We start from the raw sequence: 9,643 nt of genomic DNA, 5'->3' as shown, positions 1-9,643 counted from the left end.
CCTTCTGCTGGCGGCCCATCCCCACAGCCGACTTACGGGCCTTGATCAGGATCCGGATGCTTGCCAGGCGGCCGCCATGGCTCTGGCCCCCTTCCCAGGCCGCTGGCGGATCCACAACTGCAACTTCGCCAGCCATCAGCCCCCACCACAGCAACGCTTCAGCGGGATTCTGGCGGATCTGGGGGTGAGCAGCCCCCAACTTCAGCAGGCTGAGCGGGGTTTCAGTCTCCGCCATGCCGGACCTGTGGACATGCGCATGAATCAGGGGGCGGGGGAAACGGCAGGCCAACTGCTGCAGCGGCTCAGCGAAGCGGAACTGGCCACCTTGATTCGCACCTACGGGGAAGACCGCCGCGCCCGGAGCATTGCCCGCCGCCTGGTGGCCCGCCGCCCCTTTGCCAACACCCGGGATCTGGCGGCCGCTGTTGCCGGCGCCTACCCGCCCCGCCAGCGCCCTGGCCGCATCCACCCCGCCACCCGCACCTTTCAAGCGCTGCGCATGGCGGTCAACCAGGAGTTGGAGGCCCTCTCCACCCTCCTGCAGCGGGGGCCGGACTGGCTGCTCCCAGGGGGGATTTTCGCGGTCATCAGCTTCCACTCTCTGGAGGACCGCCTGGTGAAACAGGCCTTTCTCAGGGATTCCCGTCTGGAGCGGCTGACCCGCAAACCACTCACCGCCGAGCCGGAGGAAGCGGCCGCCAATCCCCGCAGCCGCTCCGCCAAACTGCGCCTTGCCCGCCGCGTCCAGGGGGCGGGGTTGGCGGGGTGGAAGGATCAGGCGCTAAGGATCAGGCGCTGCGTCCCCCTCCTCCAGGTTGATGGCCTCCATGTCCAGCTCAATCGGGACGCCTTGCTCTTCAATCAATTCCACTGCTCTGTCCCCCTCCGGCTGCTCTTCGGAATCGGTGACCCGGAACCGCTCCGGCACGGGGACGAGGAAGCCCAGGCCCACAAGGGCCATGGTCAGCACCAAGCCCCCCACCGGAGCGGCAAGTCGCCGCCTCAGGGGAAGACGATTGCGCAACTCCCGCTCCCGCAAGCCCTGCATGGGTGGCGCCGTGATGTCCACTTGCAAGCGGGGATCAAGGATCGCGGCATCCAGACAACGCACCATGTTGGCCAACTCCCCATCATCCAGTTGCACGTCGTGGTTCCCCTGGCTGCCGTCCTCCTTCTGGAACTGCAGGCGATGGCCCCGGTGAAACGGGGTGATGGCCGCCATCCCGTTTGCGCTCGTGAATTCCCTGGCCTGGCCGCTGATGATGTGGCGGGCATAGGGGAGCAGGGTTTGCGCCAGCGCTTCCAGATGCAACTGGCTGCCCGTGAGGCGCACATGGTCCTCCAGATCCAGGGTGAACTGCTTCAGTTCCGTGACGGTGCTGTTGTCCCCGTCCTCGGCGCCCTGGCCCAGCAGATGGAGACGGCAGCCCAGAAGGGTGTATTGAATGGAGTGCATGGTGGTGGGTGACGTCAGCGCCGCATTCCATCCTGGAGGCTGGCCAGGAGACGTTGTTCGCCGCCGGGGCCTGCGGAAAACGCCAGGGTGCGGACCATCTGTCTGGCCATGGCAAGGGCGTATTCATCATCGGCAAACTTCTGCATGGCTGTGCGCCTGGGATTCATGCGTTGCCGGACGAGACCTTGCAGCCGCCCGGTCAGCCGCGTCCAGCGGGCCTCGGCAAGGGATTGATCCTCCCGCACGGAGATGAGCTGGTGAAGCACAGGATAGAGGCGGTCGGCCATGTGGCACACCAGACCCACCATGGTCCTGACTTGCCCCTGCTTGAGTCGGTTGCGTTGCATGGCCCGCCGCATGGGATTGGTGGCGCGCCACTTCCAGAACTCCACCCGGTCCGTGACGCCCATGGCGGTATTCTTCTGCTGCAGGAGAGACGCCATCGCCTCGCTGCTCCGGGAGTCCAGCGCTTCGATGGTGATCATCAGCAGGTCCAGTTGTTGCAGGCCGTGGCGGCCAAGCAGCCGAGATTCCGGCTTGTCCGGGAAGCCTGCATCGTCCTGTTGCGGCTGGACGGGATCCTTGGGGTCAGCCACGGTCCGGGCTGGTTCTGGATGGTGGGGGGCCGTCAAGTTGATGGGGAAGTGCTCAACGCTGAGGAGCGCAAGAGCCATGGTGCCATTACGCTGGTGTTCTGGCAACGTGCATATGTCAGCGTCTCCCTACTCCCGGACGGACCTGCCCCAGTTGGTGCGAACCGTACCCGACTTCCCCAGACCCGGCGTTGTCTTCCGGGACCTTACGCCCCTTTTTGCCACTCCCGCGGCCCTGAAGATGGTGGTGGATGAACTGGCTGAGCGCTGCCGCCCCATGGCCTGTGAAGCGATTGTCGGGATCGAGGCCCGGGGCTTCCTGGTGGGAACGGCCATGGCCTATGGCATGGGCCTGGGATTCGTGCCGGTGCGCAAGCCCGGCAAGCTGCCCCGGCCAACCCATGGGGTGGATTATGCGTTGGAATACGGCATGGACCGGCTGGAGGTGCATCGGGACGCTCTCCAGCCGGATCAGGCGGTGTTGATCGTGGATGATCTGCTGGCCACAGGCGGCACGGCGGCAGCCTGCACAACGTTGGTGGAGATGGCCGGGGCCCGGGTGTGCGGCTACGGCTTTATTGCCGAACTCCAGGATCTGGCGGGCCGTCAGCGTCTCCGGGCTGACGTGGCCTGCGAGAGCCTGATGGCTTATGGCTGAGGCGCGGCGCGGCGGCGCGGTGTCCCCCAGCCGTAGGCCATGGCTCGCAGCGCCAGGGAGCGCAGCAGTCCCCATCGGCTCAGAAGGTAAGGGACAGGCGTTGCGCGGGGACAAGCAACCATCGGCCCAGGGACAGGCGGCCCAGCCATGAGCAACCAGGCGTAAAGAGCCGCAGCAGGCCGTCGGTTGCCAGCAGGGTGGCCACCGTGTCCAGCCACCGCTGGCGGCCGTAGCGGCGCAGGAGCCAGTGGACGGATCGCTGCCCCTGCCCGACTCTGCAGGCCAGGGCATGGAGACAGCCCACATCCCGCCAGCACAGGTTCAGCCCCTGTCCCCCCAGGGGATGGCAGCAGTGGGCGGCTTCCCCCAGCAGGAGTACGTTCCCCTGCCGGAGACGGCGAGCCAACTGCACCCCAACGGGAAATGCCAGGGGAGCATCCAGCACAGTGACGAGTTCCGCTCCCCTGGGCAACACATCCGCCAAGGCGCTGGCAAAAGCCCGGGGGTCCATGGCCGTGAGGGCGGCGGCCCTGGCGCAGGACGTGGACCAGACAATCTGGGCGCGGCCCTGGCCCATGGGCAGCACCGCCAGCGGCCCCTCGTCCCGAAACACTTCCCAGGCCCTGGTGGACTCCCCCCCCTGCAGGCGCGCCTGCACCGTGATGCAGCTCTGGTCATAACGCCAGCCCCAACAACCCACCCCCATGGTTTGGCGCGCCATGCTCCTGTGGCCGTCAGCCGCCACAACCAGATCCCAGGCCTGGTCTCCAGCCCCGTCAGGGGCGCCCAGCTTCAGGGTGACGTCAGGGGCCTGGTCCAGGTGGCGCAGCAGGGTGGCCATCATTGGGCGGTGCTCCCCAATCCAGCCAATGGCGGGGGGGGCGTTGCGGGGCAGATCGGTCCGGTGGAACCGAACCTGGGTGCGCCCCCGGTTGGCCTGGAGGCTGAGTTGGTCAAAGCCCCAAAGGCGGGGCGCCAGGGCGGAAGCCAACCCCAGTTGTTGCAGCAGGGCCAGGCTGGACTGGCTGAGGGCATAGGCCCGTTGGCGGTTGAGGAGGGTTTCCCGCTGGAGGGGATCCACCACCATCACCACCCAGCCGGCCCGGGCCAGGGCCAGAGCGGCCAGGCAGCCGGTCAATCCTGCTCCGGCCACCAGGGCGCGGGACGGCAAAGGGCGGATGGGACATGGCTGCAACAACGGGGGAAGAAAGGAAGGAATGGGGACGCTGGGCAGCCGCCTTGAGCAGGACGGGGCCTGGGGACCGACCCTAGACACTGGCCGCCGGAGCCGGGGCAATGGGGGAGATCACGTTCTCATGTGTCAATGATGCTGGTAGAAAGTGTAAATTGCGCATCTCGAAAGATTGATCAATTTGCTTCTCCAGTGATTATCCTCACCTGGGAGAATTGACCTCTATGCTCTCTGCCGATTAAAATTGCTCTGACATGCTATGGGAGTCTCCGCGCTCCACACATTCCCCATCCATGACGCAATCAACCAGCCGCATTGTTAAGGCTGCTTTGGCTATCGCCGCTGCCGTTGGCGCACTAGGCGCCTCTTCCGTGTTTGGCTTCCTGCCAGGTAACCAAGCCCAGGCCCAGCCCCGGGAACTCAACGTGTACTCAGCCCGTCATTACAATTCAGATAAAGAGTTCTACGACAGATTTACAAAGGCAACCGGCATCAAGGTGAATCTTCTGGAAGCCGATGGTAAGGTGCTGCTCGCCCGGGAGGCTCTTGGCCAGAAGCCTCCGGCTGACGTCATCATCCTGGTGGACGCAGGCAACTTGGTTTTCGGCGCCGAGACCGGCATTTTCCAAAGCATCTCCTCCCGTGAGTTGAGGGCCAAGGTTCCCGCCCACCTCCGTGATCCCGAGGGCCGCTGGTTTGGCCTGACCCGTCGCTTCCGGGTTCCGATGGTGAACCCGGACATTGTGGATCCCGACACCATCACAAGCTATGAGGATCTGGCCAATCCTGCCCTGGATGGCAAACTCTGCCTGCGCAGCAGCAAGAAGATCTACAACCAGTCACTTGTGGCCTATCAGATTGAAAATATCGGTGAAGTCAAAACCTCTGAATGGATACAGGGCATGGTGGGTAACCTGGCACCGGCCTCGCAGCCCCTCTTTACCAGCGACGGCGACATGATTCGCGCCGTTGGGCGGGGCGACTGCGGCGTAGCCTTGGCGAACACCTACTACCTTGGTCAGCGGCAAGGGGGGGATAAAGGTCCCGAGGACAAGGCGCTTGCCGACAAGGTGGAGATTGCTTGGCCTGACAAGGTTCACGTGAACATCAGCGGCGCCGGCGTCACCGCCAACAGCCCCAACCCGGAAGCAGCCCAGCGCTTCATCGAGTTTCTCGCTGACGAGAGTGCCGATTACGCCAAGGCCAATCGGGAGTATCCCGTCCTCGGCGCCGGTTCCGATCCCGTTCTGCAAGCCTGGGGATCCTTCAACGAGGACAACGTGAACGCCGCCACCCTGGGGCGGAACAACGCCACCGCAGTGCGTTTGATGGAGGCCAACGGCTGGAGCCAGTAAACTGGACCCCATCCCCAACTCGTCATTCCCCCCGGCGCGGGGATGACGGCTTTCTTAACTATCCTCCGTACCGTCCCATCCGCCCCAGAAACGGCTCGGACAGCCGGGGCGGATTTGCCGGAAGGGGCCTGGGTTGCGGGGGGTGAGACCAGGGGCAACGCTCTACGGTCCATAGCACCTTGCCCTGCTGCTTATGTCGTGTGAAGCGGAATCCATAGTCATCCCTGCTGTCCCGCCAACCGGCAATCCCGTGACCCAGCACTTCTGTCAACTCCTTGCTGGTGAGCACCAGGCGGGCATCCGCAGCCTCGGCCAGCCCCCGGGCCCGCTGCAGCGGATCCGCGGACGGCGCCGAGGGGGCCAACCGGGCCAGGAGGGCGGTGGCCAGGGCGGTCAACTGCTGATGGGCAAGGTCATGGCCGGGAGTCGGCGCAGGGGGCTGCCGGGCCGGGATGACCTGTGTCTCCAGCGCTCCATGGTCCTGGATGTTGAAGCTACTGCTATCCCCCCCCTGGCTCAGGTGCTGATGGAAGCGCTCCGCCAGGGCCAGTTGCTCCATGGTCAGACATCGACACCGGCCCCGTCGCACCGTCGTGATCCCCAGAAATCCCAGGCGGCGGCTGACAGTCCTGGATGTCACGCCCCAACGCCGCGCCAACTCCACCTGGGAGATCAGGGATTCAGCATCGCCCATGGTGATCGCCGCGCCATCCATGGGATCAGGTCTAGCGGTTGGCGACCGTCGGGGCAAGCTGGCCAGCCTCTCCGGCCCCATGGGGTTGCCACCTCCGGGGAGCGTGTTTTGGCAGTAGACTGGATTCCACAGGATCCACCCCTGATGCTCAAGTCTCTGCAGCTTGCCCTGGTTATGCTTCTCGCCGGCTCATCCTGGCAGCCCCTGCAAGCCGCCCCCTGGTGGGAAGATTATGGAGAGAAGGAAAATTATCTTTGTAGCAATCAAGTTGTGCTGCAGTTGCGCCGCAATGAGCACCAAGCCTCCATTGAAAACTTTGCTGCGCCCAACAATACGCTATTTCGGGATCGCACGGTGACTACGGCTGAGCGCTATGCGGGAACCCGGTTGACCCTGGAGTTACGGAACGACAAGCTGGATCTTGATTATGGCTGGTCAACGCTTCAGTGTAAACGGGTTTGGAAAATTTAGGCCCAGGACTCATCACCAGAAGATGACGGTGGCCTCCGGCAGGACAGCAGAGCAAAAAACATGGGCACAGCGGTTCTCAACCTTATGGCCCATGGTTGGCGCGGCACGGCCCACACCGCGAGACCGGGGGAAAGAAGGCCTCGCAGGGATCCCTGTCTTCCCTCTCTGTTGAGGGGGCTCTCTCCCCTGCTTTACGGCTCCTGAGCCTAGGCAGCCAGCGGCTCCCGCCCCACGTCTCCGGGGAGGGTGGTTCCCCGAATCCAGGCTTCCCGCTGCTCCCAGGTGTCTCCACCGGGGTGGCCTTTGGCGGGATTGGCGCAACGAAGGCCGCCGCCGTAGCCCGTATTGCACACCAGACCGGCCAGATCAAGATTGCTGCCCCGCTGGCCTGTGGACCAGAAGAGTTGGGGGCCAATCCAGCAGGCTTGGCACACTTGACAGCGACGAATTGAGGACGAGGACATGGCAACTCCTGTAGGGAGTGCCAACATTTATTCCTATCACACCAGGGGATTTTTGAAGCTGAGGCTACAGAAATGAAAACAATCCTTCACAAAGCGTAGTGGTTGCTGCTTTTCTGAAGATTCTTGAAGTTACCTGGGTTTCAGGCGGTTTCCCGATGGGAGACCGGGAAGCGTTCCTGGAATCCCCTTCGGGAGCGGACGGAAGGATGAACCGGCCCGGCCACTGGCGTCCATGGGGCTGTGCCCCAGGCTGATGGGGTTACACTGGCAGCGCTTTTATTGCCCTCTGCGGCTTCGCCTTCCATGACCCTTGGTCTCTTATCCTACCCGTCAATATCCATGAATGCCCATGTTGCCGGGTTTGCCCAGGAGGACTTGGCGCCCCGGGGCCATCGCATGGACAACGCCGGGAACGCGGACGAGTTGATTGACGCCGCCTACCGCCAGTTGTTTTTCCACACCATGACGGCGGATCGGGAGCCTTTCCTTGAATCCCAGTTCAGGAACGGCCAGATCAACGTGCAACAGCTTATGCGGGGCCTGTGCCTCTCGGAACGGTTCCAGCGCTGGGTGTACCAATGCAACTCCAACTACGACGTGGCCAGCCAGTTGGTGCAGCGCCTTCTGGGGCGGGAAGTGAATGGGGAAAAGGAGAAAATCGCCTGGTCCATCGTTCTTTGCCAGGAGGGACTGGCCGGTCTGGTGGATGCCCTGATCAATTCTCCCGAGTACATGGGCGCCTTCGGGGCGGACACCGTCCCTTACCAGCGGCGGCGGCTGTTGTCCGGGCGCCCCATGGGCAACGCGCCCTTCAACATCAGCCTGCCCCGCTACGGCGCCTACTGGCGGGACGTGGCCGTGACCAAGTGGTCGTCTGCCGCCGGGGGAAAGGTCTCCGCCGCCTGGGCCAACGGGGCGCCCCCTGTGGCCCGGAAGTTCGGGCTTGCCCTGTCCATTGCGGGGAGCTTTGAACTGGTGCGGATCTTTGTCACGGTGGTGGTGGCCGCCGGTTCAACCGCGGGCCACTGATTGATCCCTCAGCAGCTTGGACACCACAGCCCGAAGCTGGCGCTGGCCCCCACAAACTGCACATGGATCCCACCCGGGCCATGGAGGCTGCGCCAGCGCAGGCCGTTGGGGCAGATGCCGCTTTCCACCAGCCTGGAGACGGCTCGGGTGGCCTGCCACTGGCTGATCTCGGCCGCTGTGCAGTCCAGGCCGGCCTGGGCGGCCAGGCGGATAACCTCTGCGGGTGTCTTGGCGTCCAGCAGGGCCTCCGCAAGGCTTTTGTCCGTCTTGATGCGTTCGAGAAACGCAGGAATCTGTTGTTCCGACATGCAAGGACGATGGGAGACAATCGTTCATTGACTTCCTCCCCGCCGTGACCGTCGGGGGTTCCTTCTCTCAGGCTGGACATCACTGCACCTCCTGATTCGGGTGGGTTCCTGTGTCACGGCCAAGTGCGGGCGAACCCGTCTTACCTTCGGCTCCCAGGCGTTTAACGACTCGGCGCGCCCCGCCGCGTCGGTTGGTGCTGGCGCTTGGTTTTCGCACCAGCCCCCTGAGTGTACCCCATTCTCGGGGGACGGGCGCCGCCCCGAAGGGCGGGGCTTGTGTCCCTGGGCAGCCCTGGTCAGCTTGAAACCTCGAGGGACCGGGGCAGGTCAAACAGGAAGTCATGGATGTAGGCCTCGGTCCACTCCACGCCGTAGAAGCGGCTGAGCATGCCCCGGGCCGGATCCTTCTCGGCTCGGTAGTCGGTGTAGCGCCGCTGTCCCGCCAGGAGTTGGCGGGCGCGCTCGTTCTGCACCGGCGCTGCCGCGGTCACCAGATCCAGGTACAACTCCAGATACTCCTGAAACGCCGGGAAGACCGCCTCCTCCAGCAGGGTGGTTTCGCTGAGGGGGAGGCGGGTCCAGAGAAAGCCGTCGGAGAAATAGGGCTGTGCCTCCGTGGGGATGGGCCCCCCATCCGGCAGCAGACGGCGCCACCGCCGGAAAACGGGCTCCAGCCGCTCCCGGACCGGACCTGTATGGCGTTCATCCTGCTTGAGGACGGGCTGCAGGTCCAGGGCCAGCAAGTGGCCCCCCGGCAAGGTCACCAGATCCGCTCCGAAGAAGGGCAGTTCGTAGTGGTGGTCAGGATTGATGACGAAGTTGAGCACCTGGGGCACAGGGGCGGCGGCCACACAGGCGGCCCGCGCCTGGCGGATGCCCCGGGCCTGCACCGCCCAACTGCGGGTCACCACTTCCACGGGTCGCGCTTTTGATCCCGTCCTGGCCCGGCGCTCTTCAAAGCCTTCCGGGATGGGGTAGGGCTGCATGTTGTGCAGTCGCGCCTGCAGACGCTCCCGGGCGTGGTCCAGATAGGGCTGCCAGAGCCAGCTCATGGGGTTGTCCTGGTGGGGATGGATTCAGGGAACAGGAACTCATGGAGGAAGCGATCCGCCCAACTCTTCCCGAAATAACTTGCAAAGAGTCCATGGGCCGGATCCTTCCGGGCGCTATAATGGGCATAGTCATTCTGCAGGGCTTCCACCCCCGCCTGTTGGCGAGGGTCGGGCTGCTCGGCATCATGGAGCGTCCAGTAGGCCTGCAGCAGCAACTCGAAGGCATTACGGAGACTCTCCTTGAGATCCGTTGCCGGACCACGGGCGAAAAGCAGCCATGGGGAAAAGTAGCGGTTGGCGTCGTAGTGGCGCATTTCCTCCCCCACGGCAAAGGCGGGGAAACGTTGTTGCAGGGCTTTGAGACCCCCCAT

At 64.2% G+C, this 9,643-nt stretch carries 11 protein-coding genes and 2 pseudogenes; 5 read left to right on the top strand and 8 right to left on the bottom strand.

Annotated features, from left to right (window positions below):
• Positions 1-763: pseudogene (rsmH, locus tag BG35_RS12380) on the top strand (16S rRNA (cytosine(1402)-N(4))-methyltransferase RsmH); the annotation flags it as partial.
• Between the two features lie 18 nt (positions 764-781).
• Here the strand turns inward: rsmH and BG35_RS14085 are convergent.
• Positions 782-1,456, bottom strand: a complete 675-nt coding sequence (locus tag BG35_RS14085) for a DUF4335 domain-containing protein (protein WP_080688007.1) — start codon at positions 1,454-1,456, stop codon at positions 782-784.
• Positions 1,457-1,470: 14 nt separating this feature from the next.
• Positions 1,471-2,130: a DUF3038 domain-containing protein gene (locus BG35_RS0103525; RefSeq protein WP_025781733.1), complete on the bottom strand. Its 660-nt coding sequence runs from the start codon at positions 2,128-2,130 to the stop codon at positions 1,471-1,473.
• A gap of 34 nt (positions 2,131-2,164) precedes the next feature.
• On the opposite strand from BG35_RS0103525, the gene BG35_RS0103520 reads away from it, so the two are divergent.
• The gene (locus tag BG35_RS0103520) at positions 2,165-2,707 is read left to right on the top strand and encodes an adenine phosphoribosyltransferase (RefSeq protein ID WP_025781732.1); all 543 of its coding nucleotides are present in this window, start codon (positions 2,165-2,167) and stop codon (positions 2,705-2,707) included.
• Positions 2,708-2,786: 79 nt separating this feature from the next.
• On the opposite strand, the gene BG35_RS10085 is transcribed toward BG35_RS0103520, so the two are convergent.
• Positions 2,787-3,878: an FAD-dependent monooxygenase gene (locus BG35_RS10085; protein ID WP_236619763.1), complete on the bottom strand. Its 1,092-nt coding sequence runs from the start codon at positions 3,876-3,878 to the stop codon at positions 2,787-2,789.
• A gap of 314 nt (positions 3,879-4,192) precedes the next feature.
• On the opposite strand from BG35_RS10085, the gene BG35_RS0103510 reads away from it, so the two are divergent.
• Positions 4,193-5,254, top strand: coding sequence for an extracellular solute-binding protein (locus BG35_RS0103510; RefSeq protein WP_025781731.1), 1,062 nt, complete (start codon positions 4,193-4,195; stop codon positions 5,252-5,254).
• A gap of 58 nt (positions 5,255-5,312) precedes the next feature.
• On the opposite strand, the gene BG35_RS0103505 is transcribed toward BG35_RS0103510, so the two are convergent.
• Positions 5,313-5,948 (bottom strand): hypothetical protein, encoded by a 636-nt coding sequence (locus BG35_RS0103505; protein ID WP_152535152.1) that lies wholly within the window; start codon positions 5,946-5,948, stop codon positions 5,313-5,315.
• Between the two features lie 144 nt (positions 5,949-6,092).
• On the opposite strand from BG35_RS0103505, the gene BG35_RS11460 reads away from it, so the two are divergent.
• Positions 6,093-6,419, top strand: a complete 327-nt coding sequence (locus tag BG35_RS11460) for a hypothetical protein (RefSeq protein WP_025781729.1) — start codon at positions 6,093-6,095, stop codon at positions 6,417-6,419.
• A 206-nt stretch (positions 6,420-6,625) separates the two neighbouring features.
• On the opposite strand, the gene BG35_RS10075 is transcribed toward BG35_RS11460, so the two are convergent.
• Positions 6,626-6,883, bottom strand: coding sequence for a hypothetical protein (locus BG35_RS10075; protein ID WP_051506127.1), 258 nt, complete (start codon positions 6,881-6,883; stop codon positions 6,626-6,628).
• Positions 6,884-7,222: 339 nt separating this feature from the next.
• Between BG35_RS10075 and BG35_RS0103490 the strand changes: the two genes are divergently transcribed.
• Complete coding sequence (locus tag BG35_RS0103490) at positions 7,223-7,912, top strand: phycobilisome rod-core linker polypeptide (RefSeq protein ID WP_051506126.1); 690 nt, start codon at positions 7,223-7,225, stop codon at positions 7,910-7,912.
• 8 nt (positions 7,913-7,920) lie between these two features.
• On the opposite strand, the gene BG35_RS0103485 is transcribed toward BG35_RS0103490, so the two are convergent.
• The 3 genes and pseudogenes from BG35_RS0103485 to BG35_RS0103475 form a co-directional block, all read right to left on the bottom strand.
• Positions 7,921-8,220 carry a Nif11-like leader peptide family RiPP precursor gene (locus tag BG35_RS0103485; protein WP_025781726.1) on the bottom strand — a complete coding sequence of 100 codons (300 nt, stop codon included), beginning with the start codon at positions 8,218-8,220 and terminating at the stop codon, positions 7,921-7,923.
• A 296-nt stretch (positions 8,221-8,516) separates the two neighbouring features.
• Positions 8,517-9,272 carry a phycoerythrobilin:ferredoxin oxidoreductase gene (locus BG35_RS0103480; protein WP_025781725.1) on the bottom strand — a complete coding sequence of 252 codons (756 nt, stop codon included), beginning with the start codon at positions 9,270-9,272 and terminating at the stop codon, positions 8,517-8,519.
• Positions 9,269-9,643, bottom strand: a pseudogene (locus BG35_RS0103475) (15,16-dihydrobiliverdin:ferredoxin oxidoreductase); the annotation flags it as partial. The gene BG35_RS0103480 and the pseudogene BG35_RS0103475, both read right to left, overlap by 4 nt.

This window comes from Candidatus Synechococcus spongiarum SH4, from assembly GCF_000586015.1.
GTDB lineage: Bacteria > Cyanobacteriota > Cyanobacteriia > PCC-6307 > Cyanobiaceae > Synechococcus_B > Synechococcus_B spongiarum_F.
The sequence above is the reverse complement of the archived record's forward strand: the minus strand, read 5'-3'. Positions and strand labels throughout refer to the sequence as shown.